28 protein-coding genes are annotated in these 25,456 nt (G+C 67.0%); 10 read left to right on the top strand and 18 right to left on the bottom strand.

The features are described from left to right. Positions 1 to 61 precede the first annotated feature (61 nt). The gene (locus ACFC4D_RS01350; RefSeq protein WP_375967492.1) at positions 62 to 610 is read left to right on the top strand and encodes a hypothetical protein; all 549 of its coding nucleotides are present in this window, start codon (positions 62 to 64) and stop codon (positions 608 to 610) included. Here ACFC4D_RS01350 and ddaH read toward each other — a convergent pair. After that, positions 579 to 1,454 carry a dimethylargininase gene (gene ddaH, locus ACFC4D_RS01355; RefSeq protein ID WP_376061169.1) on the bottom strand — a complete coding sequence of 292 codons (876 nt, stop codon included), beginning with the start codon at positions 1,452 to 1,454 and terminating at the stop codon, positions 579 to 581. The two genes, ACFC4D_RS01350 and ddaH, sit on opposite strands and share 32 nt — an antisense overlap. 137 nt (positions 1,455 to 1,591) lie before the next feature. Here ddaH and ACFC4D_RS01360 point away from each other — a divergent pair, with 137 nt between their 5' ends. From ACFC4D_RS01360 to ACFC4D_RS01375, 4 genes are read left to right on the top strand one after another with little or no spacing between them, the layout of a single operon-like run. Beyond that, on the top strand, positions 1,592 to 2,029 hold the full coding sequence (locus ACFC4D_RS01360; protein WP_364634048.1) for an Lrp/AsnC family transcriptional regulator: 438 nt from the start codon (positions 1,592 to 1,594) through the stop codon (positions 2,027 to 2,029). A 50-nt stretch (positions 2,030 to 2,079) separates the two neighbouring features. After that, positions 2,080 to 2,715 carry a precorrin-8X methylmutase gene (locus ACFC4D_RS01365; RefSeq protein WP_376061170.1) on the top strand — a complete coding sequence of 212 codons (636 nt, stop codon included), beginning with the start codon at positions 2,080 to 2,082 and terminating at the stop codon, positions 2,713 to 2,715. After that, complete coding sequence (gene cobJ / locus ACFC4D_RS01370; RefSeq protein ID WP_376061171.1) at positions 2,712 to 4,379, top strand: precorrin-3B C(17)-methyltransferase; 1,668 nt, start codon at positions 2,712 to 2,714, stop codon at positions 4,377 to 4,379. The genes ACFC4D_RS01365 and cobJ overlap by 4 nt, the downstream gene beginning before the upstream one ends. Before the next feature lie 35 nt (positions 4,380 to 4,414). Then, the gene (locus ACFC4D_RS01375; RefSeq protein ID WP_375967498.1) at positions 4,415 to 4,960 is read left to right on the top strand and encodes a PadR family transcriptional regulator; all 546 of its coding nucleotides are present in this window, start codon (positions 4,415 to 4,417) and stop codon (positions 4,958 to 4,960) included. On the opposite strand, the gene ACFC4D_RS01380 is transcribed toward ACFC4D_RS01375, so the two are convergent. Together ACFC4D_RS01380 and ACFC4D_RS01385 are read right to left on the bottom strand one after the other, a co-directional pair. Further along, positions 4,931 to 5,692: a cobalt-precorrin-6A reductase gene (locus ACFC4D_RS01380; RefSeq protein ID WP_376061874.1), complete on the bottom strand. Its 762-nt coding sequence runs from the start codon at positions 5,690 to 5,692 to the stop codon at positions 4,931 to 4,933. The genes ACFC4D_RS01375 and ACFC4D_RS01380 overlap by 30 nt on opposite strands. Beyond that, a complete protein-coding gene (locus ACFC4D_RS01385; RefSeq protein WP_375967500.1) occupies positions 5,689 to 6,273 on the bottom strand; it encodes a hypothetical protein in 585 nt (194 codons plus the stop codon). The genes ACFC4D_RS01380 and ACFC4D_RS01385 overlap by 4 nt, the downstream gene beginning before the upstream one ends. A gap of 252 nt (positions 6,274 to 6,525) precedes the next feature. On the opposite strand from ACFC4D_RS01385, the gene ACFC4D_RS01390 reads away from it, so the two are divergent. Then, positions 6,526 to 7,167 (top strand): winged helix-turn-helix transcriptional regulator, encoded by a 642-nt coding sequence (locus ACFC4D_RS01390; protein ID WP_376061172.1) that lies wholly within the window; start codon positions 6,526 to 6,528, stop codon positions 7,165 to 7,167. A 104-nt stretch (positions 7,168 to 7,271) separates the two neighbouring features. Beyond that, positions 7,272 to 7,460 carry a hypothetical protein gene (locus ACFC4D_RS01395; protein ID WP_375967504.1) on the top strand — a complete coding sequence of 63 codons (189 nt, stop codon included), beginning with the start codon at positions 7,272 to 7,274 and terminating at the stop codon, positions 7,458 to 7,460. 10 nt (positions 7,461 to 7,470) lie between these two features. Here ACFC4D_RS01395 and cbiE read toward each other — a convergent pair whose 3' ends face one another. Further along, the gene (gene cbiE / locus ACFC4D_RS01400) at positions 7,471 to 8,709 is read right to left on the bottom strand and encodes a precorrin-6y C5,15-methyltransferase (decarboxylating) subunit CbiE (RefSeq protein WP_376061173.1); all 1,239 of its coding nucleotides are present in this window, start codon (positions 8,707 to 8,709) and stop codon (positions 7,471 to 7,473) included. After that, a complete protein-coding gene (locus ACFC4D_RS01405) occupies positions 8,706 to 9,461 on the bottom strand; it encodes an SDR family NAD(P)-dependent oxidoreductase (protein WP_376061875.1) in 756 nt (251 codons plus the stop codon). The genes cbiE and ACFC4D_RS01405 overlap by 4 nt, the downstream gene beginning before the upstream one ends. Positions 9,462 to 9,610: 149 nt before the next feature. Here ACFC4D_RS01405 and ACFC4D_RS01410 point away from each other — a divergent pair, with 149 nt between their 5' ends. Continuing rightward, positions 9,611 to 10,033, top strand: coding sequence for a PPOX class F420-dependent oxidoreductase (locus tag ACFC4D_RS01410; protein WP_364634033.1), 423 nt, complete (start codon positions 9,611 to 9,613; stop codon positions 10,031 to 10,033). Between the two features lie 89 nt (positions 10,034 to 10,122). Here the strand turns inward: ACFC4D_RS01410 and ACFC4D_RS01415 are convergent, their stop codons facing one another. Then, positions 10,123 to 11,250: a Xaa-Pro peptidase family protein gene (locus ACFC4D_RS01415; protein ID WP_364634031.1), complete on the bottom strand. Its 1,128-nt coding sequence runs from the start codon at positions 11,248 to 11,250 to the stop codon at positions 10,123 to 10,125. 363 nt (positions 11,251 to 11,613) lie between these two features. Here ACFC4D_RS01415 and ACFC4D_RS01420 point away from each other — a divergent pair, with 363 nt between their 5' ends. Continuing rightward, a complete protein-coding gene (locus ACFC4D_RS01420) occupies positions 11,614 to 11,991 on the top strand; it encodes a hypothetical protein (protein ID WP_375967508.1) in 378 nt (125 codons plus the stop codon). Between the two features lie 58 nt (positions 11,992 to 12,049). Then, on the top strand, positions 12,050 to 13,018 hold the full coding sequence (locus tag ACFC4D_RS01425; RefSeq protein ID WP_376061174.1) for a 5'-3' exonuclease H3TH domain-containing protein: 969 nt from the start codon (positions 12,050 to 12,052) through the stop codon (positions 13,016 to 13,018). Positions 13,019 to 13,051: 33 nt separating this feature from the next. Here ACFC4D_RS01425 and ACFC4D_RS01430 read toward each other — a convergent pair whose 3' ends face one another. The 12 genes from ACFC4D_RS01430 to ACFC4D_RS01485 form a co-directional block, all read right to left on the bottom strand. Then, a complete protein-coding gene (locus ACFC4D_RS01430; protein ID WP_376061175.1) occupies positions 13,052 to 13,453 on the bottom strand; it encodes a hypothetical protein in 402 nt (133 codons plus the stop codon). Positions 13,454 to 13,628: 175 nt separating this feature from the next. Further along, complete coding sequence (locus ACFC4D_RS01435) at positions 13,629 to 14,357, bottom strand: DUF4333 domain-containing protein (protein ID WP_375967513.1); 729 nt, start codon at positions 14,355 to 14,357, stop codon at positions 13,629 to 13,631. Positions 14,358 to 14,471: 114 nt separating this feature from the next. After that, positions 14,472 to 17,165 carry a DEAD/DEAH box helicase gene (locus ACFC4D_RS01440; protein ID WP_376061176.1) on the bottom strand — a complete coding sequence of 898 codons (2,694 nt, stop codon included), beginning with the start codon at positions 17,163 to 17,165 and terminating at the stop codon, positions 14,472 to 14,474. A 2-nt stretch (positions 17,166 to 17,167) separates the two neighbouring features. Further along, complete coding sequence (gene tatC / locus ACFC4D_RS01445; RefSeq protein ID WP_376061177.1) at positions 17,168 to 18,142, bottom strand: twin-arginine translocase subunit TatC; 975 nt, start codon at positions 18,140 to 18,142, stop codon at positions 17,168 to 17,170. Between the two features lie 95 nt (positions 18,143 to 18,237). Further along, entirely contained in the window at positions 18,238 to 18,504 is a 267-nt protein-coding gene (tatA, locus tag ACFC4D_RS01450; RefSeq protein WP_375967517.1) for a Sec-independent protein translocase subunit TatA, read from the bottom strand. Positions 18,505 to 18,570: 66 nt separating this feature from the next. Beyond that, positions 18,571 to 19,611 (bottom strand): 2-dehydropantoate 2-reductase, encoded by a 1,041-nt coding sequence (locus ACFC4D_RS01455; RefSeq protein ID WP_376061876.1) that lies wholly within the window; start codon positions 19,609 to 19,611, stop codon positions 18,571 to 18,573. 11 nt (positions 19,612 to 19,622) lie between these two features. After that, on the bottom strand, positions 19,623 to 20,723 hold the full coding sequence (locus ACFC4D_RS01460; RefSeq protein ID WP_376061178.1) for a helix-turn-helix transcriptional regulator: 1,101 nt from the start codon (positions 20,721 to 20,723) through the stop codon (positions 19,623 to 19,625). After that, positions 20,720 to 21,712: a YafY family protein gene (locus ACFC4D_RS01465; protein WP_364634014.1), complete on the bottom strand. Its 993-nt coding sequence runs from the start codon at positions 21,710 to 21,712 to the stop codon at positions 20,720 to 20,722. Before ACFC4D_RS01465 ends, ACFC4D_RS01460 begins: the two co-directional genes overlap by 4 nt. A gap of 170 nt (positions 21,713 to 21,882) precedes the next feature. Then, complete coding sequence (gene pafA, locus ACFC4D_RS01470) at positions 21,883 to 23,241, bottom strand: Pup--protein ligase (protein ID WP_375967521.1); 1,359 nt, start codon at positions 23,239 to 23,241, stop codon at positions 21,883 to 21,885. A gap of 310 nt (positions 23,242 to 23,551) precedes the next feature. Then, complete coding sequence (gene prcA, locus ACFC4D_RS01475; RefSeq protein WP_375967523.1) at positions 23,552 to 24,328, bottom strand: proteasome subunit alpha; 777 nt, start codon at positions 24,326 to 24,328, stop codon at positions 23,552 to 23,554. Next, complete coding sequence (prcB, locus tag ACFC4D_RS01480; RefSeq protein ID WP_364634008.1) at positions 24,325 to 25,149, bottom strand: proteasome subunit beta; 825 nt, start codon at positions 25,147 to 25,149, stop codon at positions 24,325 to 24,327. Before prcB ends, prcA begins: the two co-directional genes overlap by 4 nt. A 26-nt stretch (positions 25,150 to 25,175) precedes the next feature. Continuing rightward, the gene (locus tag ACFC4D_RS01485) at positions 25,176 to 25,370 is read right to left on the bottom strand and encodes a ubiquitin-like protein Pup (protein ID WP_067536347.1); all 195 of its coding nucleotides are present in this window, start codon (positions 25,368 to 25,370) and stop codon (positions 25,176 to 25,178) included. Positions 25,371 to 25,456 lie beyond the last annotated feature (86 nt).

Below are 25,456 nucleotides of genomic sequence, written 5' to 3' on the forward strand. Positions count from 1 at the left end.
ATGGATTGTTCGGGAACCTCGGATTGTTGATCGGCGCATAGGGAGCGCGCGGGAGGTCGGCATGACTGTTTCGAAGATGAGCGATGACGAGATCGCCGCCATGTCCGATCATGAGCGGCGCGAGCTCATCGCACGATTACAACCCGCCGGGCGCGGACTGCCACGGCCCGAGGTGGTGCGGATTCACCGCCGCATTCGCCTGACGCTCATGGTCGGCGGCTCACTGATCCTGATCCCCTGGATCGTGTATCTCGCCATGACCCTGCCCGCCGACTATCACGCCCGCAATTGGTCGCTGACCTGGATCGGCTTCGACGTGCTGCTGGTGATCATGATGAGCGCCACCGCCTACCTGGGCTGGAAACGCCGGGTATTCCTCGTGCTGCCCGCCTTCGCCACCGGCATGCTGCTGCTGGTGGACGCCTGGTTCGATATCGTGACCGCCGCGCCCGGCGATATCTGGGTGTCGGTGGGCACGGCGCTCATCGGCGAGATTCCGCTGGCGATCCTGCAGATCACGGGTGCGCTCATGCTGCTGCGGTTCCTGGTGATCGCGCACCCGCTGAACAATCCGGCGGTCAGTCCGTGGAAGGCCGCACTGCCGTTCTGACCGAATGCTCTTCCAGCGTGCAGCATTTCACGCTGCCACCCGCCTTGAGCAGTTCGGACAGCTCGATGCCGACGGGTTCGTAACCGCGCGCCCGCAGCTGTTCGGACAGTGCGACGGCCTTCTCGCTCAGGAACACGTGGTAGCCGTCGCAGACTCCATTGAGGCCCAGGACGTTCGCGTCCTCCTCGGTGGCGATGATGGCATCGGGATACATTCCGGCGAGCAGGCGCGCGCTCTCACCGCTGAAGGCGGCCGGATAGTAGGCGATGGTGTCATCGAGGACCATGAGCGCGGTATCGAGGTGATAGAACCGCGGATCGATCAATTCCAGTGAAATGACCGGCAATTCGAAGAATTCCTGCACCTCTTCGTGCGCGGCGCGGGAGCTGCGAAAACCGGTGCCCGCCAAGATTTTATCGTGGGCGATGGCGAAATCACCCTCCCCCTCATTGGTTTCGCGCGCGGCGCTGACCCGCGCGAACCGCTGTGCGGAGAGCCAGTCGTGATAGGCCGGGCCCTCGGCCGCGCGTTCGGGATTGGCGAAGCGGGCCGACAGCGCCCGATCCCCGATCACCAGACCGCCATTGGCGGCGAAGACCATATCCGGCAGTGCGGGCACGCCGTCGATCACATCCACCGTGTGACCGTGCCGTTCGAAAGTGGCGCGCAGGTTCTCCCATTGCGCCAGCGCCAGGGCCCGGTCGACCGGGGCCGTGGTGTCCATCCAGGGGTTGATCGCGTAGTAGACGTCGAAATGATCGGGTCGGCACATCAGATACCGGCGCGGGGTGGGGCGGCGGGCGCCCGTGGGTTCCGGCGCGCGGAGCGTGGCTGCGGAGGTCAACGAGGCTCCTTCATGACTTGCGCGTACAAGCATTGATCACGAAGTTAAATGGCGTACCGTTGCGTCAGAAATAGCGAATCGTTGCGCAGTTTCCATGGATGGCGGCGATTCGTTGCGTCGGAGCGAAAGGCGGACCGATGGACGAGATCGATCGGCGCATTCTGGCCCACCTGCTCAAACAGGCCCGTGCCTCGTTCCAGGAGATCGGCGCGATAGTCGGACTCTCCGCGCCCGCGGTCAAACGCCGGGTGGACAAGATGGTCGCGGCCGGGCAGATCACCGGTTTCACCGCACTGGTCAATCCGGCCGCGCTGGGCTGGCGCACCGAGGCGTACGTCGAGGTCTACTACCGCGACAACATCTCCCCGGCCGAACTCCGTCGCAGCCTCGAACCCATCCCGCAGGTCATCGGCATCTGGACCATCGCCGGGGAAGCCGATGCGCTGGTGCACGTCATGGCCACCGATATGGCCGAAATCGAAGTCACCGTGGAACGCATCCGCGAGAACGCCCGCGTCGGCCGCACCCGCAGCAGCATCGTCATGTCCCGGCTACTGGAACGGCCGCGCACCTGAGTCGAACACCGGCGCAAGGACGCTGGCGGGCACGGCTTAGGGTGAACCCCATGTCCGACGTGCGTACCAGCTACCTCACCGACGGGGCCGAGATCTATCGGCGCTCGTTCGCCACGATTCGCGCAGAAGCGGATCTGGCGCGCTTTCCGGCGGATGTTTCGCAGGTCGTGGTGCGGATGATTCACGCCTGCGGGCAGGTGGATCTGGCGGCGGACGTGGACTTCAGCAATGACGTGGTGAACGCCGCGCGCACGGCGATGCGCGCCGGAGCGCCCATCCTGTGCGATGCGAATATGGTCGCGTCCGGGGTGACTCGTAAGCGGCTGCCCGCCGATAACGAGGTGCTGTGCCTGCTCGGCGATCCGCGCGTGCCGGGACTCGCGGCGGAGCTGGGCAACACCAGATCGGTTGCGGCGCTGGAACTCCTGCGCGACCGCATGAACGGGGCCGTGATCGCCATCGGCAACGCCCCGACCGCGCTGTTCCATCTGCTGGACATGCTCGACTCCGGTGCGCCGAAACCCGCGGCCGTGATCGGCATTCCGGTCGGGTTCATCGGCGCGGCCGAATCCAAGCAGGCCCTGGCCGAATACGGGGATATCGAATTCCTCACCGTGCGGGGACGGCGCGGCGGCAGCGCCATGACCGCCGCGGCCCTCAATGCGATTGCGAGCGAACAAGAATGAGCGGCAAGCTCTGGGGTGTCGGGCTCGGCCCCGGCGATCCGGAATTGGTGACGGTCAAGGCGGCGCGGATCATCGGCGCGGCCGATGTGATCGCCTTCCACAGCGCCAAGCACGGGCGCAGCATCTCGCGCGCCATCGCCGCACCGTACATGCGGGCGGGACAGCTCGAGGAACACCTGGTCTACCCGGTGACCACCGAGACCACCGATCATCCCGGCGGCTATCAGGGCGCGATCGACGAATTCTACGAGAGCGCCGCCGCGCGGCTGGCCGAACACCTGGCCGCCGGGCGCACGGTCGCACTGCTGGCGGCGGGAGATCCGTTCTTCTACAGCTCTTTCCAGCATATGCACCGCCGCCTGGCGGACCGCTTCGATTCCGAGATCATCCCCGGCGTCACCTCGGTCAGCGCCGCCTCCGCCGCCCTGGGCACACCCCTGGTCGAAGGCGAACAGGTGCTGTCGGTCCTGCCCGGCACCATGCCGGTCGAAGAGCTCACCGAACGCCTGCGCACCGCCGACGCCGCCGCCATCATGAAGCTCGGCCGCACCTATCCCAATGTGCGCCAAGCCCTTTCGGACGCCGGTCGCCTCGAAGACGCCTACTACGTGGAACGCGCCAGCTCCACCCGCCAGCGCGTACTGCGCGCCGCCGACGTGGATGAGAGCAGCGTCCCCTACTTCGCGATCACCGTCGTCCCCGGACCCACACCACAAACGCGGATCACACTGACGGACAACGTTTCCAGCGCTGCCGAGAGCGACCTCGACGCGCGTCGGATTGCTCGCACCGCCACCGTGCCCGCGACATCGCATGAATCCGCCGAGGTAGCTGCGGTGCTCAACCTCGACGCTGCCACGACGGCCGACGGCGGATCGACGGCGGCGGACTCCGATCCTGCTGTTACGCCGGGTGATTCGCGCGGCGAGGTGGTTGTGGTCGGGCTCGGGCCCGGCGCGGCGGAGTGGACCACGCCGGAGGTGACGCGGGCGCTGGCCGAGGCCACCGATATCGTCGGGTACGCGACGTATGTGAATCGGGTGCCGGAGCGGGCGGGGCAGCGGCGGCACTCCAGCGATAACAAGGTCGAATCCGAGCGCGCGGCAATGGCTTTGGATCTGGCCAAGGCCGGGCATAAGGTCGTCGTGGTTTCGGGCGGCGATCCCGGGGTATTCGCCATGGCGGCGGCGGTGGTCGAGGAATCGGCCGATCCGCAGTGGCGTGATGTGCCGGTGCGGGTGCTGCCCGGGGTGACCGCGGCCAGTGCGGTGGCGAGCCGGATGGGCGCACCGCTGGGCCACGATTTCGCCATGCTCTCGCTCTCGGATCGGCTCAAGCCGTGGGAGGTGGTGGCCGGGCGGATCGCCGCGGTGGCCGCCGCGGATATGGCGTTCGCCGTCTACAACCCGGCGTCCTCGCAGCGCACCTGGCAGGTGGGCGCGATGCGGGATCTGGTGCTCGAGCATCGCAAGCCCGAGACGCCGGTGGTGATCGGGCGCGATGTGGGTGGTCCGACCGAGACCGTACGCGTGGTCACCCTGGGCGAATTGGACCCCGCCGAGGTGGATATGCGCACGTTATTGATCATCGGTGCGTCCACCACCACCGTGTTCGACGCGCCCGGAGGACCCCGGGTGTACACGTCCCGGCGATATGGGGACTAACATTCCATAGTGGAATGCAGGCTGGAAGGAGTGTAGTGGCAGAGGAAAAGACCCGGCGCCCGCTCAATTCGACGGCCGCATCGCTATTGGGCTTCCTACACCAGGGCGATATGTCCGGTTGGGATCTGGTCGCGCAGGCGCAGGACCGCATCGGCGATTTCTGGACCATCACCCAGAGCCAGGTGTACCGCGAACTGGCGACCATGCATCAGCACGGCCTGGTCGAAAAGGGTGAGACCGGTGCGCGCGATCGCACCCCGTACCGCATCACCGAGGACGGCCGCGACGCCTTCGCCGAATGGATCGCCCGCGATCCGGGCGCCGAAACGATTCGGGTGCCGCTGCTGCTCACGCTGTCCTTCGGCGAATTCGTCGATCCGGTCCGGCTGGAGCGCATCATCGCGGCCAACCGGCCACTGCACGAACAGCGGCTCTCGGGCTACCTGTCCGGGCATGACGAACAGCAGATGTCGCCCTTCGAACGCGCGACACTGGATTTCGGCATTCGCTACGAACGCGCGGTGCTGGACTGGTTCGACCGGCTCCCGGAACTACTCGACCCGGCCAGCCGACTGTCCTGACCCGGCCTGCCGCAGCCATTCCCAGGCCGCGGCAACGGTTTCCACCCGCCGCGCTCCCGCGGGCAGCGGCGGGCGATCGATCATCAGCACCGGAATACCCAGGGCGCGAGCGGCGGTGAGCTTGGCCTCGGTCAACGCTCCCCCGCTGTCCTTGGTGACCGTGACCTCGATGCGGCGATCCGCGAGCAGTGCCGTCTCGTCCTCGACGCTGAAAGGCCCACGCGCCAGCAGCAATTCATGCCGAACCGGCATCGCACCGTCCGGCGGGTCGATCGCGCGGATCAGAAACCATTGCGCCGATTCGGCGAAGGCGGCCACGCCCTGACGGCCGATGGTCAGAAAGACCCGATCACCCAGTCCGGCAACGGCTTCGGCCGCGGCACTCACATCCGGGATGCGAATCCACCTGTCCCCCGCCTCTTCCCGCCAACCCGGGCGGCGCACATGCAGCACCGGCAACCCGACGTCCGCGGCGGCCTGCGCGGCATTGGCGGTGATCCCCCCGGCGAACGGATGCGTGGCGTCGACAATGGCGTCGATCCCATTGTCCGCCAGCCACTCCCGCAGCCCGTCGACTCCCCCGAATCCCCCGACCCGCACCGCCCCGACGGGCAGTACGGGCTCGCGCACACGACCGGCGAGCGAGGATACGATATCGAATCCCCGCTCACCGGAAGCGATAGCGGCGAGTTCCCGGGCTTCCCGGGTCCCGCCCAGAATCAACGTTTTCAGGGTTGCCCCGTGAGAGCCGCGGAACCCGAATCGATCAGCGGCTGCCCACCGACCACCAGCAGGCCGATGATCGCGCCCGGGATCGCGCCGATACCGATGAAGATCAGACCGATGAGACCACCGATCAATCCGCCGATCGCCGCACGCTGCAATTCGGAGATGAACCAATCCACGCCGCTGATTTCCTTCGCGGACATGACCGGGGTGGCATCCGAGGTGAGCGTCAACTGCCGCCCGTCCTGATCGATCGCGGCCGCCAGATCGATCTGCTTACCGGCCACCACACTGGACAAATTCACCCGAGTGAGAACCGCGCCATCCTTGTTCTGCAGCGCCACCGACTTCCCATCGGCGCTCATGCTGAACTGTCCGCCGGTCACCTGGGTAATGATGCCATTTCCGGCCTGCGCCAGATTCACCACATAGTCGACACCCTGCTGGCTGCCCTTCATCTGCGGCAAATCCTGCTGGTCCTGCACAGCCGGAGCCGGAGCCGCCGGAGCCGCATATCCGGTGCCCGCCGCGATCGTTGTCGCCGCCGCCGCAATGAATGCCGTCGCCACATACTTCGTGTACTTCATGAATCTCCCAATAGAGCTCTAACAGTCGGATCCGGCAACAGCCGGATCACCGCTGGCCACCCTACCGCCGACTCGCACACGTTTCATTCTGAATGCTTCGCTGTCCTGGTGAATTCCGGCGTGTACGCACCGCGCCGCCCGGACCCTTTGTTGCGCAGGCGGATACCGCCATCTACTATCGCCGTACGTACGTAGTAGTTAGGTTGCACGCTCCTCATCGGCACGCCCTCCTCCCCGATTCGGAAGACAGGAATGCGACCACCGAACTCCACGCGGACCTACGGTCAGTACTGCGGGCTGGCCCGCGCGCTCGACATCATCGGCGAACGCTGGAATCTGCTGATCGTGCGCGAATTGCTCATCCGCCCAGCGCGATACAGCGATCTACACGCGGCGCTGCCGGGTATCGCGACCAATCTGCTCGCGGAGCGCTTGCGCGGGCTGGAGAGCGCGGGCGTGATCCGGCGTAGCCTCGAACCCGGTGTCAGAGGCGTCAGCTATCGCCTCACCTCCTGGGGTGAAGAACTCCGCGGCACCGTCGATTCGCTGGTGACCTGGAGCGCGCCGCTGATGGCGTCGGGTCCGCAGCACGAGGAGACCTTTCGCACGCACTGGCTGGTGGTGGCCCTGCGCGCGCTGATGCACGACAAAAGAACCGAGACGCCGACCGTGGTGGGCGTGGAGGTCGACGGCACCCTGGTCGCGGTTCGCGTCGATGCGACCGGCACGCACGCGATGCTCGATCCCGATGAATATCCGGCGACGGTATTCCACGGCGAGCCCGCGACCGTACTGGGACTCGCTTCGGGGCAGCTCACCGTCCAGCAGGCCGCCGAAATCGGCGAACTGCGCGGGGACACACTCGAACTCGCCGCGGTGTTCAGCAGAGGCTGAACACCGCGCGCGGTCGTCCCATGCGGTGCGACATCGACTGTGACGCGGGATCCAGCCGACCGTCGCCGATGCGTGGCGGCGACGGATGTGGGTAAGCGCCAAGTATGCAGCTTTTCGCCATTGTCGCCATCGCGTCACTGCCCCTGGTGGCGGTCCTACTTCTGATGATAAAACCGTCGGACTCGCTCCCACCGGATTCGTCCGATGCCCAGCCGCCCGCACAATCCGCAGCACCGGAATATCCGCGCGGCTGGTATCTCGACGAACTCTCCGGCAAGCCCCGGCTCAAATAACCGCGGCCACCTACAGCGGTTTGACGACCGACCACTGGGTGACCGGAAGCTGCGGACGCCACGCGGTGAATCCGCCGAGTGGTTCGGCACGATAGACCTGGAATTTGCGAAGCGCGCCACCGTATTCGGCGGCCAGCGCGGTCAATAGCGCATCGGATTCGACCGTCACGGAATTGGCGACCAGTCGACCACCGCGCGATAGCCGATTCCAGCAGGCGTCGAACATTCCCTGCTGGGTCAGTCCGCCGCCCAGGAATATCGCATCCGGATCGGGCAGCTCTGCAAAGGAATCGGGGGCGGCACCGTGTACTTCGACGGCGGGAACGCCGAGGGCGGCCGCATTCTCGGTGATCTGCCTGCGACGGCTCTCGACCCGTTCGAAAGTGAGTGCCCGGCAGGCCGGATGGGTGCGGCACCATTCGATGGCGATCGTGCCCGAACCGCCGCCGATATCCCAGAGCAGCTCGCCGGGGGCGGGAGCGAGAGCGGTCAGGGTCAGCGCGCGGATCTCGGACTTGGTGAGCTGGCCATCCCCGGCGTAGACCGCATCCGGGAGACCCGGCAGCCGGGTCAGACGGGTCACCGTCCGGTCGGCCACACAGTCGATGGCGACGATATTGAGCGGATTTCCGGCCGCCCGTTGCCAATTCACGGCGCGTGCGGCGGCCAGTAGTTCCTCCGGGCCGCCGAGCTGCTCCAGAACCGTGAGGTGGGAATCACCGAAACCGTTGCGGGACAGCATCTCCGCCAACCGGGCCGGGGTGTGCTCATCCTCGCTCAGCACGAGAATCCTGCGGCCGTCCGATAATTCGGGAAGTACGGTCTCCAGGCGGCGGCCGACGACGCTCACCACCGGGGTCTGCGCCAGATTCCAGCCGAGTCGGGCACAAGCCAGCGAGGCCGAGGAGGGCTGCGGCAGCACCCGCAGGGCCGCGGCGCCGACCAGCCGCTCCAGGGTCACCCCGATGCCGTAGAACATCGGATCGCCACTCGCCAGTACGCAAACCCGCAGGCCCGCATGCTGATTCAGCAGGCCGGGCAGGGCGGGAACCAGCGGGGACGGCCAGGCCACGCGCTCGGCCGCGCATTCGGAATCGGGTATCAGGGCCAGTTGACGGGGCGAGCCGAACAGCACCTGGGCGTCGGCCACGGCGCGGCGCGCGGGGCCGCCGAGACCGTCCCAGCCGTCCGCGCCGATACCCGCGACCACGATCGGGCGCTCCGCGGGCCAGGACACCGGGCGGGTCATCGCGGCATCCGCCGCCAGATCGACTGCGGCACAAAGTGCATGGCCATGAACATGAGTTTGATGGTGCGCGGCACACTCACCACGCGCGAGCGCCGGTACAGCGCGGAGACCACCGCGTCCGCCACCTGATCGGGGGTGCTGGACAGCGGAGCCGGATCCATGCCCGCGGTCATGCGGCCGATGACGAAGCCCGAGCGCACCAGCAGCAGGTGAACCCCGGTGCCGTACAACGCATCCTGGAGACCGGTGACGAAACCGTCCAGACCCGCCTTGGCCGAACCGTAGACGTAGTTGGCGCGCCGCGTCCGCACGCCCGCGATCGAGCTGAACGCCACGATCTGCCCATTTCCCTGCGCGCGCAACAGATTCGCCAGACTGGTGAGCACACTCACCTGCGCCACATAGTCGGTCTGCACCACCGCGACCGCATGCGCCGGATCATGTTCCGCGCGCGCCTGATCACCCAGCACCCCGAACGCCAGCACCGTCACCCCGAGCGGTCCGTACTCGGCCGTGACCTTCTCCAACAGCGATTGATGACTCGCGAAATCATCGGCGTCGAACTCCACGCAATGCACCTCGGCCGCCCCCGACCTGCCCATTTCAGCCCGCTGCGGTCCCAGGTCGTCGGCCCGGCGCGCCGCCAGCACCACCACCCGACCCGGAGCCAGCCGCCGCGCCACTTCGAGCCCGATCTCACTGCGCCCACCCAGCAACAACACGACGCCCGCATCGGCATCCCGCGAACCCATTCCCATGGCGAACAGTCTGCCATTCGCCCCGCCCGCACCGGCGCGCCGAGGTGGCCGACCCGCAACGACCAACACCAGGTCCAGGCCCCGCACGGCGCATCGCGCACGCCACGCACGGGCATCGGTCGGGGGTTGCTAGCGTTCTGCGCATGCCGACCACGTCAACCAGCCCCGAACTCTCGCCCGCCGCCATCGAATTCGTGACCGAGCGCCACCTCGCCACCCTCACCACGTTGCGCGCCGACGGGACTCCGCACGTGGTCGCGGTCGGATTCACCTGGGATCCGGAGGCCGGGATCGCACGCATCATCACCGATGGCGGATCGATGAAGGTGCGCAATGTGCGGCGCGGCGGTTACGCGGCGGTGAGCCAGGTGGACGGTGCGCGCTGGCTGACCCTGGAGGGTCCGGCAACGGTCCTCGACGCGCCCGCCGACGTCGCTGCGGCGGAAGTGCGGTACGCCGGTCGCTACCGTCAGCCGCGCGAGAACCCGACGCGCGTGGTCATCGCCATCGCCGTGCGGCGCGTACTGTCCAGCAGCGGCTTCAAGCCCGGAGCGGCTCAGCGCTGAGACCGGCTTCGACGGGAATCACCTCGGAAACAACCGAGCTCCGCGAAACAGGTCGCGGAGCTCGGTGAAACCTCTTGCGGTACGGCGCTTTACAGGCGGGTGAGGCCGTGCGGGCGCTTGTTCACCGATTCGCAGCCGTCGGCGGTCACGACCACGATGTCCTCGATGCGGGCTCCCCATTCACCGGCGAAGTAGATGCCCGGTTCGATGCTGAAGGCCATGCCCTCTTCGAGCACGAGATCATTGCCCGCGACAATGTACGGCTCCTCGTGCACGGACAGGCCGATGCCGTGGCCGGTGCGATGCACGAAGTATTCGGCCAGTTCGGCGGCGGCCAGCAGATCGCGGGCGGCGGCATCGACCGATTCGGCGGTGACACCCGGCCGCACCGCGGCGACGGCCGCGGCCTGCGCGCGCTCGAGCACCGCGAACTGTTCGGCGATCTCCTCGGACGGCTCACCCAGCACATAGGTCCGGGTGGAATCGGAGAAATAGCCGGGTTCGACGGGACCGCCGATATCGATGACCACCACATCACCGTCCTCGATCACGCGATCGGAGACCTCGTGATGCGGGTCCGCGCCATGCGGGCCGCTACCGACGATCACGAACGCGGCGCGGGTATGGCCCTCGGCGATGATGGCGGCGGTGATATCCGCGGCGACCTCGGCCTCGGTGCGCCCGGCGCGCAGGAACTCACCCATGCGGGCGTGCACCCGATCGATGGCCGCGCCCGCGCGACGCAGCGCGTCGATCTCGCTGGGGTCCTTCAGCATTCGCAATTCGCGCAGCACCGGCGTGGCCGAGACCGGCAGCGTGCCGAGCCGATCGGTGATCGGCAGCAAATGCAGCGCGGGCATATTGTCATCGACGGCGGTGCGGGCGCCGGCATTGAGAATGGACTTCACCAGCCCGTGCGAATCGACGCCGTCCACCCAGTCCACGATCCGCAGACCCAGCTCGGCGACCGCGGACGGCCCCAGCGCCGCCAACTCCAATTTGGGGATCACCACGGACGGCGTCTCACCCGAGGCGGGCACCACCAGGCAGGTCAACCGCTCGTGCGACTGCGCCCGGGACCCGATCAGATATTGCAGATCCGGCCCGGGGGTGATGAGCAGTGCGTCCAGATGGGCGGCCCGCGTCAGCTCCGCCGCCCGCTCCAGCCGCGCCCCGTAGACGTCCGCTCCGAATCGTGTCTCGTCATGAGAGCTCATAGCCCCCGACGTTACCCGGTACCCCCGACAGCCCGGGCAAGGTCATCACGGTGGATCCGCGAACACACCGCGTCCGCCTCGAATCATCCAGCGCCGCCATCGATTTCGATCACCGTCAGTCCTTCGCGCGGCTCGGGGTCAGCCATCGCGCAGCTCGACGCAGGCCATCGCATGACTCGAGGCCGGCCAGCACTCGGTTCGAAGTCAGCCGTCGCACGGTTCATGGTGAGCCGTCGCACGGCAGAGTTCTGTGCGCGATGACGGCCACATTCTTCGTCGCGCGACCTGGGTGATCGCCGAGAATCACGACCAATCGGGCAACCCCTGCGCGGACCGCCGTGATCGTCAGCGCATGCTTGGCAAATGAGCCTTTCCGTCTACGCCTATGTTCTCGACGAGAACCGCGCCTGGCAATTGCTCGACCCGCCGACACCTGGCGGCGAACTTGCCGGGTTCGAACGCTGGCGTACGACCGTCTGGGGCTCCACCGCCGTCCTGGCCTTGGGCGCGTACTACTTTCCCGTCCTGGCGCGCGGCGACCTCACCGTCCTCCCGCACGCGGTCCCGGAATTCCTCGACGAATGCGCGCTGCTGCGTGCGCATCTGGACGCGATCGCGGCACAGGCCGACGACTCCCATCCCCGCGAAGTGCACACCGAACGCATCGCCGCGCGCCTGACCCATATCGAAGCCGCCGCGGCACGCGCTCTGGAAGTCGGCGGCGGCGTCCTGATCTGGTAACGCGCTCACGTCGTGCCGTGCCGCGCGGTGTCGGGGGTGCGCGGTAGCGTTTGGCGTTATGAGCGCTCCCGCCACCGGTCCCCTGCTGCTGCTCGACGGCGCCAGTCTCTGGTTCCGCGCCTTCTACGCGATTCCGGAGAAGATCACCGCGCCGGACGGGCAACCGGTGAACGCGGTGCGCGGGTTCACCGATATGGTCGCGGCGCTGGTCAAACAGCATGCGCCGAGCCGACTGGTGGTATGCCTGGATCTGGATTGGCGGCCCAAGTTCCGGGTCGATCTGATTCCGTCGTACAAGGCGCACCGGGTCGCGGAGGAACAGCCCGCGGACGCCATCGACGCTGTGGCGGAAGAGGTTCCGGACACGTTGACCCCACAGGTGGACATGATCATGGCCGTGCTGGAGGCCGCCGGGATCGCGACCGCGGGCGCGGAGGGGCTGGAGGCCGACGATGTGATCGGCACGCTGGCCACGGTGGAGCGCGATAGCGAGGTGATCGTGGTGAGCGGCGATCGCGATCTGCTGCAACTGGTTCGCGATACCCCGGCTCCCCCGGTGCGGGTGTTCTATGTCGGGCGCGGCCTGTCCAAGGCCGAACTCTGGGGCCCTGCCGAGGTTTCGGCGAAATACGGTGTGCCACAAGAGAACGCGGGCCCGCTGTACGCCGATATGGCGACTCTGCGCGGTGACGCCTCGGACGGTCTGCCCGGTGTCGCGGGTATCGGCGATAAATCCGCCGCCCAGCTCGTCTCCAAATTCGGTTCGATCGAATCGCTGCGCGCCGCGGCCGCCGATCCGGACTCCGATATGGCCAAGGGCGTGCGCGCCAAACTCGTTGCCGCGGAAGACTATTTGAAGGCCGCCGCACCCGTCGTGCGGGTGGTCCAGGATGCCACGGTCGAGTTCTCCAGGCCGGATCTACTCCCCCGTGAACCCGCGAATCCCGAAGAGCTGCAAGCCCTCGCGGTCGCGTACAACGCCGAGAGCCCGGTCAAGCGCCTCATCACGGCCATGGCCAAGCGCTGAAGCACGCTGCCCGGCCGATGGCCGGGCTCCGGCTCACATCGGCCAGGTCTCCTGCTTACCGTTCAGATCGGTGATCACGGCCTGCCGAAAACGATTGCCCTGCACATCGGTCAGCGTGATGTGCGTGGGCCCGGTGGCGACACCGCCCTGCGCGCAATTGGGTACGCAGGTCCGCCGGGACTGGGTGCCGTCGCCCTCGGCGGTATTCGGCCCCCAGCTGGTCCAGGTGATGTCCTTGACCCACAGCCCACCGTCACCGCAGGCGAGCAGGACGTTCGAGGGCCGCTGCACCGCTTGATCGGTGGTGCGGGTGCAGTCGTAGACCACCGGATCGGGTCCCGCGGCATTGACCACGGCGGCGGGGGCGAAGGCGGCGGCCAGCGCCGCGATCGAGGTCACGGTCCAACCGGCTTTGCGCGCAGCGTTTTTCATCATCACGCCCCCCACACTCCTATCGGCTAACACGATCTTGTGGCCACTGTACTCCCGATATCCCTCCCGCTCACCCCGGACAGTCCCTTCCAGCGCATTCACCGCAACCACCCCCGGAAATGACGAAACCCGGGGCGAAACGCTCTCGCCCCGGGTTGCCAACGCCTATCGCACCGGATCAGCTGGGACGACCCACCTCGTAGGTGCCGTCATCCTTGGTGACCTTGATGGTGACCTTCTTGGCCTCACCGCCGACTTTGAGCGAGCAGTCGAAGGTCTTGTCGACCTCGACCTTCTGGCCGGACGGGCAGCTCACATCCTGGACATCCTCGATGCCGTAGGAATCCTTGAGCACCTTCTGCACACCGGTGGCCACGGCCTTGTTGTCGAGCTGATCCTTGGCGGTCAGCACCACCACACCGCCGACGATGGCGCCGAGCACCACCAGGACCGCCAGCGCGATGCCGATGATCAGACCGGTCTTCTTCTTTTTCGCGGGCTGCGGCTGCGGCCACTGCTGACCGCCGGGCTGGGACTGATCCCAGCCGGGCTGCCCGGGCTGACCCTGCTGCGGCCACTGCGGCTGGCTCCCCGCCCACTGCTGACCGGGCTGCGGCTGCTGGCCCCACTCCTGACCGCCGGTGGCGGGCTGCTGCGGCTGACCCTGTTGCGGCCATTGCGGCTGACTCTGCCCCCACTGCTGACCGGGCTGCGGCTGCTGCGGCTGGCTCTGCGCCCACGGCTGCTGCTGGTCACCCCAATTCGTGGTCGGCTGCGCGGGCTGCCCACCCCAGTTCTGACCCGGAGCGCCGCCGGGCTGCGGCTGACCGCCGCCCCACTGCTGCGTCGGATCGTTGCGTCCCTCCCCAGTGCCTGGGGCGTCGTTCGGTCCGTACGGGCCGCTCATTTGCTTGCCTCCACTCGCAATCCGATGTACACACGCTAGCCCCCCGAGCGGGAACACGCTCGTGAACCCACCGCGGTCGGTACGTCTGAAAGAATCAAAGCACAGTCACATTCGCTACGCGGCGTCCACCGCGACGACACCCCGCCGAATAGCCTTGACCGCCTTGGCCGCTGTGGCCGCGACCTCCACATCGTCGGCGGTGTTGTGGATCTGATCCAGCATGTCGATGACCTGCCGGCACCAGCGCACGAAATCGCCCGCCGAGAGCGGATTTCCGCGATCGCCACTGGCCAGCAGGGCGTCGGCGAGGTCATCGCCGCGCGCCCAGGAATGCATACCCGTGACAAAACCCAGATCGGGTTCGCGGGTGGGCGAGAGCCGATGCTTGGCCTCATCCGCGCGCAGCTGCGACCACACCCCGATGGTGGCGTCCACGGCCCGGCGGATCGGGGCGGTAGGCCCGGAAGCGCCGAGATAGCCGCCCTCCTGGCGGGATTCGAACACCAGGATCGATACCGCGGCGGCCAATTCGGCCGGGCCGAGGCCGCGCCACAGCCCCTGCCGCAGACTTTCGGCAACAACGAGATCGGCCTCGGCGTAGATGCGCGCGAGTCGCCTGCCGTCGGCGGTCACCTCACCGTCTTCCACGTATCCGCGTTCGGCGAGCAACGCGAGAATCCGGTCGAAGGTGCGCGCCAGCGAATTGGTCGTCGACGCCACCTGCTGACGCAGCGATTCGGTCTCGCGCGCGAGCCGGTTATAGCGTTCGCCGATGCGCGCCAACTGTTCCCGATCCGGCCGTGCGTGCGCCGGATGGTTGCGCAGGGCCCGCCGCAGCGACTGCAATTCGTGATCGTCCGCGGCCTTGGACTTCTTACCGGTGCGACCGCGCCCCGGCACCACGATGCCGGTGCTGCGCAGCGCCGACGCCAGATCGCGCCGCACCCGCGCGGTGCGATGGTCCACATGCCGCGGCAACCGCAGATGGCCCAGTGATTGCGCGGGTGTCGGGAAGTCCGCGGCCGAGACCCGGCCCGCCCATTTGTCCTCGGTGAGCACCAGCGGACGCGGATCACCCGGTGTCGCATCGGCTTCCAGAATCACCGCGAGTCCCTGGCGCCGACCCGCCGGAATGGCCACCACATCGCCGCGCCGCAGCGCGGCCAGTGCGTTCACCGCCGCCGACCGCCGATCGGTGCGGCCCTGATTCTCGATCTGACGTTCCCGGCCCCGAATGCGTTCGCGCAGTTGGATGTACTCGAGGAAATCGTCATCGCCGAGCTGCGAGCGCAGCTTGCGCATGGCCGATTCGTTCTTGTCGATACCGCGCACCAGCCCCACCACCGAGCGGTCGGCCTGGAACTGCGCGAACGAGCGCTCCAGCAGCGCCCGCGAGTTCTCCGCACCCATCCGATCCACCAGATTGATGGACATGTTGTACCCGGGCCGGAACGAGCTCTTGAGCGGATACGTTCGGGTGGAAGCCAATCCGGCCACCGCGCTGGTGTCCACATCCGGATTCCACATGACCACCGCGTGGCCCTCGACGTCGATACCGCGCCGCCCGGCCCGCCCGGTGAGCTGGGTGTACTCGCCCGGGGTCAGCTCCGCGTGCGTTTCGCCGTTGAACTTCATCAGGCGTTCGAGCACCACGGTGCGCGCGGGCATATTGATGCCCAGAGCCAGTGTCTCCGTGGCGAATACGGCCCGCACCAGACCGTGCACGAACAGATCCTCGACGGTATGCCGGAAGGCGGGCAGCATGCCCGCGTGATGCGCCGCGAATCCCCGGTGCAGTCCCTCGCGCCATTCCCAGTAGCCGAGCACCTCGAGATCACCGCGCGGCAGATCGCCGGTGTGCTTCTCGATGATCGCGTCGACCTCCTCGCGATCCTCATCGCGCGAGAGGTCCAGCCGCGAGCGCACGCATTGGGCAAGCGCCCCATCGCATCCCGCGCGACTGAAGATGAACGTGATGGCCGGGAGCAGCCCCTCGTCATCGAGTTTGGCGATCACCTCGGGCCGGGGCACCGGCCGGAAGAACCGGCGCGGACCGCCGCGCCCCCGACCGGGCACGCCGAAATTCTCGGTCCGGTCCGCGGCTTCGCGCTGTTTGATGAAGCGCACCAGATCCTCGTCGACCAGGACCTTCTGATCGCTGGATCGGGAGTCGAAGAGATCGAACATGCGCCGCCCGACCATGACGTGCTGGGACAGCGGCACCGGCCGGGTCTCGTCCACGATGACCGCGGTATCCCCGCGCACGGTTTCCATCCACGCGCCGAACTCCTCGGCATTGCTGACCGTGGCGGACAGGCACGCCAGCCGCACCTCGGGCGACAGGTGCAGGATGACCTCCTCCCACACCGCGCCGCGGAACCGGTCCGCCAGATAGTGCACCTCGTCCATCACCACGTACGAGAGCCCTTGCAGCGCATCCGAACTCGCGTACAGCATGTTCCGCAGCACCTCGGTGGTCATCACCACGACCGAGGCGTGCGGGTTGATGGACTGGTCACCGGTGAGCAGACCCACCGATTCGCGCCCGTAGCGGGCGGTCAGATCGGCGAATTTCTGGTTCGACAGCGCCTTGATCGGCGTGGTGTAGAAACACTTCCCGCCCGAGGCCAGCGCCAGATGCACCGCGAATTCACCGACCACGGTCTTACCCGCACCGGTGGGCGCGCAGACGAGCACGCTGTGCCCGCCCGCGAGCGCCTCACAGGACTGCCGCTGGAACGGATCCAGCTCGAATTTCAGCTCGGCGGCGAATGCCGCCAATTCGCCAGTAAGCGACCTTGATGTCACCGTCAGAGGGTATCGGAGTAATCCGACACGCTTCGCGTTGTTTTCTCCGGCGTGGCCGCGGCGACCGGTTCGGGAGTCTCCACGGGGGTTGCCGCATCGATGCCGCCGCCGGTGTCCCCGAGCGGTGAGGCCTCGTCATCGGACAGGTTGTTCCAGTTCTCGGCATTGCGCGCCTTGCGCTTATCGTTGACGCGCGCGATCTGCACCGCGATCTCGAACAGCACGGTCAGCGCCAGCGCGAGCGCCAGCATGGAGAACGGGTCCTGCGGTGTCACGATGGCCGCGAATACGAACAGGCCGAAGATCAAGCCGCGCCGCCACTTGGTGAGCCGCTCATAGGTGAGCACGCCCAGGAAGTTCAGGCCCACGATCAGCAGCGGCGTCTCGAAGCTCACGCCGAAGATGATCAGCAGCTTGATGATGAACCCGAAATACAGCGAACCGCTGAGCGCGGTGATCTGGGTGTTGTTGCCGATGGTGAGCAGAAAGCTCAAGGCGTGCGCCACAATCCAGTACGCCAGCACCGCGCCCGCGACGAACAGCGTCGCACCCGCGGTGACGAACGAGACCGCGTACTTGCGCTCCTTGGCGTACAGCCCGGGCGTCACGAACGCCCACAGCTGATACAGCCAGAACGGGCTGGCCATGACCACACCCGCGGTCGCGCCGACCTGCAATCGCAGCATGAACTGTTCGAACGGCGCGGTCGCCAGCAGGCGGCACGCCCCATCGGGGCTGATATTGGCGCGGGAGGACGCGGGCAGTTCACAGTACGGCCCGGTCAGCACATCACCGAGGCTCTCGATCCCGAGGAACGAGTGCGAGTACCAGAAGAATCCCAGCAGCGTGGTGACCGAGATGGCCGCCAGTGCGACGAGCAATCGATAACGGAGCTCGGCCAGATGCTCCACGAGGGACATGGTGCCCTCGGGATTGGTCCGGCGTTTGCTGCGGCGCGGATCGAACGGAATGCGCATGTGTGTGTGACTGCCTCGCGGTGAGTGAACGCCCCGGACCTGGACAACGCTCGACCCGGGGTGAGCTGATCACTCAACCCCGGGGACGGATGATGTCAGGCCTGGGGCTTCTCGACGTTCACGGGCTGCGCGACGGCAGCGGGCTGAACCGGCTGCGCGGCGGGAAGCTGCTGCGGGGCGGCCGCCTCGGGGGCGGTCTCGGCCGGCTTATTGGCCTCGGTCTGCATCTGGCTGACTTCGCTCTTGAAGATCCGCATGGATCGGCCGAGGCTGCGCGCGGCGTCGGGCATGCGCTTCGAGCCGAAGAACAGCAGGAAGACCAGTGCGACGATCAGCAAGTGCCACGGGCTGATGCTGCCCATAATTCCAACCTCCAAAGACTGTGGTGTTTCAGATGCTACCGGACATGCATATGCCCGGGTTTTTCGTCAAGAGTCCGAATGGGTCACTGCGCTCAACTCCGCCAGCAACTCCGGCCCGGACCAGGTGCGTTGGTCACCGTTCTCGGCGGCCGCTATCAATTCGATGAGCCGCGCGTTGACCGGTGTCGGCAAGCCGACCATGGTTCCGAGGGTCACGATTTCACCACAGAGCCAAGCGATTTCGGTTTTGCGACCCGCCGCCAGGTCATCGGCCATGGATGAGCGGGCCATCGGATCGATGGCGAGCACTCGCCCGGCAACCCGGCGGAAAACCCCGTCGGGGGCGGTCAGCAGGCGTGCCATCAGCTCCGGCGGCAGCGGGGTGAGCCGGGCCGGGCGAATCCGCGCGCGGGTCATCACCGCAAGCGCCTCCTGCTGGGTCAGGGCCAGGCAGCGGCGGTAATCGCGGGTGCCCAGCTCCTCCCGCAGCGGGCGGCCGGACAGCGCGTTGATGGGATTGTTCAGATTCAGCAGCAGTTTGGCCCACTGCACGGACAGCAGGTCCGGATACCGCTTCACGCCGAGCCCGGATTCGTGCAGCACGGGTGCGAAACGGTTCAGCACGGCGTCATCGGCGATGGCGACCCCGCCCGCGGTACCGCGATGGAAGCGGCCGTTCTCGCGGTGCACGACATTGAACATGACCATGCCCGCCAGCACCACGCACGCGGGCAGCACCTCCCGGATGACCGCGTCATTGCCGATGCCGTTCTGCAGGCTGATCACCACGGTGCCGGGCTTGACCAGGCCGGACAGCTCGCGCGCGGCCTTCTCGGTATCGGCGGATTTCACGGTGATGAGCACCAGATCGGCGTCGGCCGCCGCGGCCGGATCGGTCGCGGTCCGGAACGCGGACGCCTCGACGCGCTGGTCCAGTCCGTCCAGATCGGTGAGCCGCAGCCCGGACGCGCTGATCTCGTCGAGCAGGCGGGGCCGTCCGATGAACGTGACATCCGCGCCCGCACCGGCGAGCTTGCCGCCGACGAAAATGCCGATACTGCCCGCGCCCAGCACCATTACGCGCGGCGCGGAGCCCGGCGGTGTCATGTTCGGGACGGTCACGCCGGACCGACCTCCTCTAACCCGGTCAATTGCAGTTCGGTCGAATTATCTTGGACCAGGGCCGAATACGCGGCCAGCGCGGTGCCGGAGCGTTCGCGCACCGCGGTCACCAGTTCGGGCGGGCCCAGCACGGTGACCCCGGAACCGAAGCCGAGCAGCAGCCGGGCCATCCAGTCCAGGGTGGCGAAGCGCATGGTGGCCTCGACATTGCCGTCCGGATGCACCGCGACCCGATGCATCGGATACTGATCCAGGACCCACGAGTAGTCGGCGTGAATCAGCAGGCGCGCCAGCGGAACCGCCGGATCGTCGACGAAAAGGTCCAGCGCCGAGGTCTCATCGGCGGCGGCCTCGGCGGGCGGGCGGGCCGGTTCGTCGAGTTCGGCGGCCTCCTCGATGCGATCGAGGCGGAACAGGCGGACGCCCTCGGCTTCGCGGCACCAGGCCTGCAGATAGCTGTTGTTGTCCACCAAGACAATACGAATCGGGTCCACGGTTCGTTCAGACACCACATCGCGACTGGCCGAATAGTAGACCATCCGCACGGCGTGACCGTTGGCGAGCGCGGACCGCACCGTCGCGACCGACGGGGCCTCGGCCGGGGTGGTCGGGGCCTCGAATTCGATGCCCGAGATAGCGGATTCGATCTTCGCGATGGCCGAATGCGCGGCGCTGGGATCGACCATGCCGGGCAGATCCGCGATCGAGCGCAGGGCCACCAGCAGTGCGGTCGCCTCCAGTGAGGTCAGCCGCAGCGGGCGATCGATACCGGCGGAGAAGGTGACCTCGATGCTCTCCTCGGAGAACGACAGATCGATCAGATCACCCGGTCCGTATCCCGGAAGTCCGCACATCCACAGCTGATTCAGATCGCTCATCAGCTGTTTGGTGGTGACACCGAGTTCGGCGGCGGCCTCCGCGGCGCTGATGCCCGGATTGGCCTGGAAGTACGGGACCATATTCAGCAGCCTGGACAGCCGCACCGAAAGCCTGCTCGCGGCAACGGCATTGGCACGGCGATCGCGGGCCCCGGTGGAGACGCGCGCACCGTCCGTGGCACCCGATGCGGGTTTGCGCGGATTGCCGCCGTCGCTCATGCCGAGACCTCCGTCCGTTCCAGCACCGACTCGAGCCGGGCGATCACATTGTGGCGCAGCTCTTCCGGCGCGAGCACCAGCGCGTCCGCGCCGAGACCGGTGATGAGCCGGGCCAGCCAATCGCGGGAACGGATGGGCACCTCGACGATCGAGCCCTTGCGGCCGCCGAGCTCACGCTCCTCCATGGTCGCGCCGAGTCTGCGGATCTCCTGACCGCGGCCGTCCGCGACCCAGACCGTGGCCGAACCGGTGATCGGGGCCTGCCCGGTGACCTCGGCGACCAGCGCGCGCAGATCCACATCGGCGGGCTTGTGCACGACGTCTTCGGGGCCGTACGCGGTGATCGCCTCACCGATACGAGAGATGCGGAACACTCGCGGTGCGTTGCGAGCATTGTCATAGCCCGCGAGGTACCAGCGGCCGTGATGGGTGACCACACCCCAGGGCTGCACATCGCGTTCGATCGGTTCGCCGTGCGATTGCCGATGCAGGAATCGCACCGCGCGGCCCGCGTCGATGGCGGCCAGCAGTTTGCCCAGTACGGGTTCGGAACCGCGGGTGCGCGCCGGGACCGCGGGCACCGACGCGACACCGGCGTCGGGCTCCAGGTGAATGCCCGCCGCGCGCAGCTTGAGCAGTCCGCCCTCGGCCGCCGCGGCCAGTTCCGGGGACTCCCACAGCTGCACCGCGACCGCGACCGCGGCGGATTCGGCGCTGGTCAGATCGATATCGGGTAGCTCGTAGGCATCCCGATTGATGCGGTAGCCCTCCGCGCCGGAATACCGGCTGATGGGCCCGATTTCGAGGGGGATGCCCAGATCGCGCAGCTCGTTCTTGTCGCGCTCGAACATGCGGCTGAAGGCCTCGTCGCTCGCCGACTCCTCGTATCCCGCCACGGAGTCCCGAATCCGCTCGGCGGTCAGGAACTGACGGGTGGACAGCAGCGCGATAACCAGATTCATCAACCGCTCGACCTTGGATATCGCCACCCGTTAGAGAGTAGTGTGCCCGCGCGACGCGCGTAGCACGGCAGTACCCATTTGCCTTCGGCTTCGCTGCAAGCGAATTCACGAATCCGCCCGGCGCGTCGGCCACCGACGACGAAGCGGGCCGTGAATCCGAGGATTCACGGCCCGCCTCTCGATCGCGAACTATGCCGCTACATCGAGGCGATGAGCCGGTCGACGCGCTCATCCACCGAGCGGAACGGGTCCTTGCAGAGCACCGTGCGCTGGGCTTGATCATTGAGCTTGAGGTGCACCCAGTCGACCGTGAAATCACGACCGGCTTCCTGTGCGGCGGTGATAAAATCGCCGCGCAATTTGGCGCGAGTGGTCTGCGGCGGGGTGTTGACCGCCGCGTCGACCGCCTCGTCCTCGGTGATGCGCTTGGCCAAACCCTTGCGCTGCAACAGGTCGAAGACGCCGCGGCCGCGCTTGATGTCGTGATAGGCCAGATCCAGCTGGGCGATCTTGGGATCGGACAGCTCCATGCTGTAGCGATCCTGATAGCGCTGGAACAGCTTGCGCTTGATGACCCAGTCGATCTCGGTGTCCACCTTGGCGAAATCCTGCGCCTCGACGGCGTCGAGGGTGCGGCCCCAGAGGTCCACCACCGCGTCCACCTGCGGATCGCGATCGCGATTGCGCAGATGTTCGACGGCGCGGGCATAGTACTCGCGCTGGATTTCCAGGGCACTGGCCTGCCGGCCGCCCGCCAAGCGCACGGGGCGCTTACCGGTGAGATCGTGCGACACCTCACGGATGGCCCGAATCGGGTTGTCCAGAGCGAAGTCTCGGAAGGCGACGCCCGCCTCGATCATCTCCAGCACCAGCGATGCGGTGCCGACCTTGAGCATGGTGCTCGGCTCGGCCATATTCGAATCGCCGACGATCACGTGCAGGCGGCGGTACTTCTCGGCATCGGCGTGCGGCTCGTCCCGGGTGTTGATGATGGGCCGCGACCGCGTGGTCGCCGAGGAGACGCCCTCCCAGATGTGCTCCGCGCGCTGCGAGAGGCAGAACGTGGCGGCCTTGGGCGTCTGCAGCACCTTGCCCGCACCGCAGATCAGCTGACGAGTCACCAGGAACGGCAGCAGCACATCGGAGATGCGGGAGAACTCGCCCGCACGCACCACGAGGAAGTTCTCATGGCAGCCGTAGGAGTTGCCCGCGGAGTCGGTGTTGTTCTTGAACAGGTAGATGTCGCCGCCGATACCTTCTTCGGCGAGACGCTGTTCGGCGTCGATGAGCAGATCCTCCAGGACCCGTTCACCGGCGCGGTCATGAGTGACCAGCTGCACCAAGCTGTCGCACTCGGCCGTCGCGTACTCCGGATGGGAACCGACATCGAGGTAGAGCCGGGCGCCATTACGAAGGAACACGTTGGAACTACGGCCCCAGGAAACCACCCGGCGGAAGAGATACCGGGCCACCTCGTCAGGACTCAACCGACGGTGACCGTGAAAGGTGCACGTCACCCCGAATTCGGTTTCGATCCCCATGATTCGTCGCTGCACCCTATCGACATTACAGCGATGTAGTGCCCGATAAGGGCGGTGTGGCAGACCCGATGCAAACGTATTCACAACGATTTAGCACGGGATGCAACGCCGCACCCCCTGTAGGCAGCGAAAAGGCAAGTCCCCTTTGCACTCTGCTGTGCAGAGTGCAAACACTCGCAGGTCCCGAGTGCAACGTGGCGGGGGGTGAAAATGCGAAACCGGGCCGCGAACAATAGGTTCGCGGCCCGGTTTCGGGGCGGGAGAAAATCGCCCGGAATCGCCGGGCGCGCACTTGTCGTGTGCGGCCGGGGATTTCGGCGAAATCCTAGGCCTGGGACGGATCTCCGGACGAGGGCCTGTCGGCCTCGGCCGCCGCCGCGGCGCTCTGCGCCTTACCGGTGATCAGTTCCTGTAGTGCGGCCCCGGTGATGCGGCGGAAAGCCCGTCGCGGCCGGGACTGTTCGAGCGTGGCGACCTCCAGCGAGGCCGACGCGGCCGGCTTCTTGTCCTTGTCCGCGCCCTCGGGTGCGGACTTGGCCAGGGCCTGCATCGCCACCGTGACAGCGGAGTGCAGGTCCAGACCGGGCTGATAGGACGCCTTGAGCGCGGTGACGATGGGCTCGGTATTGCCGCCCATGACCACGAATTCGCGCTCGTCGACGATGGATCCGTCGAAGTTGATGCGGTACAGCACCGAACTCGGCGTCGAATCCGGGTAGCCGACCTCGGCCACACAGATCTCGACCTCGAACGGCTTGAGCTGATCAGTGAAGATGGTGCCCAGGCTCTGCGCGTACAGGTTGGCCAGGAAGCGGCCGGTGACATCGCGCCGGTCGAACTGGTAACCACGCAGATCAGCCTGCAGAATGCCACCGCGGCGCAGGCTTTCGAACTCGTTGTACTTGCCGACGGCGGCGAAACCGACGCGGTCGTACAGCTCGCTCACCTTGTGCAGTGTGGCCGAGGGGTTCTCGGCCACGAACACCACACCCTTGTCGTACACCAGCACGATGACGCTTCGCCCGCGTGCGATGCCCTTGCGCGCGAGTTCGGTCTTATCGCGCATGATCTGTTCGGCGGACGCGTAATACGGCAGTGTCATGCTCGCGCACTCCCCTCTTCGTCCGCGCGTTCGGCCACGATCTCGCGGGTGATCTCGGCCAGCCGTCCCTCCGACACCTCAACGGAGCCTTCGGAATCGATGACGATCGCCGTCGGATAGATGCCCCGCAGGGTGTCGGGGCCGCCGGTGGCGGTGTCGTCGTCGGCGGCGTCGAACAGGGATTCCACGGCGATGCTCAATGCCGCGTCCTGATCGATGCCCCGGCGATAGGTCTTCTTCAGCGACGATTTGGCGAACAGCGAGCCGGAACCGACCGCGGTGTAACCGAATCGCTCCTCGCTGCGGCCGCCGACCACGTCGTAGGAGATGATGCGGCCGGACTTATCCGGATCGGATTGATCCGGGTCGAAACCGACCAGCAGCGGCACCACCGCGAGACCCTGCAGGGCCGCGGGGAGGTTGTCGCGCACCATCTTCGAGAGTTTGTTGGCCTTGCCGTCGAAGGTGAGGGGGACGCCCTCGATCTTCTCGTAGTACTCGAGCTCCACCGCGAACAGCCGGATCATTTCGATGGCCATACCCGCGGTGCCCGCGATACCGGCCGCCGAGAAGGTGTCGGTGATGTACACCTTCTCGATGTCCCGGCTGGCCAGCAGGTTGCCCTGGGTGGCCCGGCGGTCGCCCGCGATCAGCACACCGCCGCGGTAGCTGACCGCGACGATGGTGGTGCCGTGCGGTGCGATATCCGAGGGCGCGCCCGTATTCGAGAGCGCTCCGTCACCCCGGAAGCTGTTGCCGGGCAACAGTTCCGGAGCGTGCATCCGCAAGTATTCGGAGAAGGAGGAGAGGGCGTTCCCCATCTGGAGACGCAGTGGGTCGCCTTGGGTCACTGGCCGCCCTTCTGAACGTACGCGCGCACGAAGTCCTCGGCATTCTCCTCGAGGACGTCGTCGATCTCATCGAGCAGGTCGTCGGTCTCCTCAGCCAGTTTCTCCCGGCGCTCCTGCCCCGCAGCACCGTCCCCGACGGGGCCCTCATCCTCGTCGCCACCACCGGCGCGCTTGGTCTGCTCTTGTGCCATAGCAGCCGACCTCCTCTGTGATCATCGGCGAGCACCGGAGAAAATCCGATGCCCGTCCCCCAACACTACCCAGCGGCGGCGACAAC

The sequence above is a fragment of the Nocardia sp. NPDC056000 genome, assembly GCF_042269265.1.
GTDB lineage: Bacteria > Actinomycetota > Actinomycetes > Mycobacteriales > Mycobacteriaceae > Nocardia.